The organism is Pedococcus sp. P5_B7 (genome assembly GCF_054049895.1).
In genome coordinates this window covers 1-1,367 of the sequence record NZ_JBFULM010000013.1, presented here as the reverse complement: position 1 = coordinate 1,367, position 1,367 = coordinate 1, and the positions used below count along the sequence as shown (strand labels likewise).

The 1,367-nt window shown below is 67.3% G+C and carries 1 protein-coding gene; it reads right to left on the bottom strand.

Features of this window, described 5'->3' with window-relative positions; genetic code table 11:
- Positions 1 to 74 precede the first annotated feature (74 nt).
- A complete protein-coding gene (locus ACXJKD_RS20245) occupies positions 75 to 1,307 on the bottom strand; it encodes an IS481 family transposase (protein ID WP_457256837.1) in 1,233 nt (410 codons plus the stop codon).
- Positions 1,308 to 1,367: the final 60 nt, after the last annotated feature.

The window sequence follows — 1,367 nt, the reverse complement described above, 5'->3', positions numbered from 1 at the left end:
TGTGTTACTTCGGCTGATCCCGGTCATCCGGGCTTCGGCTGTTGGGTAACACTGTTTCGGTTGATGGGTGACACCTACTTCGGTTGATGGGTGTCACTCGATCTGACCCTACGTTGCCCGCCCGGGACTTGGGCGCGTTTGACTCTGACCTCCCCGGCGCTTCGGCGCTGTTCGGTGCGCAGCAGGTAGTCGCCGTCGTAGAACTGCAGCACCTGGCCGGTGACCCAGACATCGATGTTGCGGCCGGCGGCCGCGACGCCGAGGCAGACCTGCTGCCAGTTCACGCACACCATGCCGACGGCCGATGCGCGGCGGGCCACCCAGTAGCCGTCGATCCGGTCCTCCGCCGGCCGCCCCGACCGTGAGGTCGTCCGCAGCGACGTCACCGGCGCTGGTGCGGTGGTCAGGAATCGTGCCGCAGGGGTGGCCATGTCCAGGGCCTGGTGCGGACGCCGGGTGTTGTACTCCTCGACCCAGTCGTCCAGCTCGGCCTGCGCGGTGGCCAGGTCGGGAAACACCCGGTCGGTGCGGAACTCGGTGCGCAGCGCCCGGTGGAAGCGCTCGATCTTGCCGGTGGTTGTCGGTGAGCGGGGCTGGGTCAGCAGGTGGGTGATCCCGTTCTCCCGACAGATCCGGTCGAACAACACCTCGACCGGTGGGGCGTTGAACCGGCCGGTGAACACCTTGCCGTTGTCGGTCAGGATCTGCTCGGGCACGCCGTAGGCACGCAACGCCGCGGCCAATCCCTCGCACACCCGTTGGGAGTTCTCTCGCAGCATCAGGTGGGCGCTGATGCAGAACCTGGAGTGGTCGTCGACCCCGGTCAGCGCCTTCGCGCGATGACCGTCGGCGAGCACGAACCCGCCCACCACATCCATTTGCCACAGCTCCATCGGAGCGCCGCGCTCCCAGCGCTTCCACTTGCGGTCCCGCCGTCGTCGGACAGCAACGTCGATCAGGTTCAACCGGACCAGCGCCCGGTACACCGCCGACTCGCTAGGCACCGGATCCAGCCCGCTCCGGGCCAKCTCGAAGACGAGCCGCCGCGGCCCCCAAGAGGGATGTGCCTGCCGCAGCCCGGCAATGGCCGCCTCGACCGCGGGACCCATTTGATGCGGACACGACCGTGGCCGATGAGACCGGTCACCCAGGTTCTCCAGCCCGCCACCCTCGTACCGCGACAGCCACTCATGAAGGGTCTTGCGTGCAACCCCGAACCGGGCCGCCACTTCGGTGACGGTCGCGCCCTCACCGATCACCGCCAACACCGCCTGATACCGCTGCTCAGCCACACTCATCTCCCGCATCTCGAGAGTGTCACCGATCAACCGGAGTAGAACTGTCACCCATCAACCGAGGGACTTCAG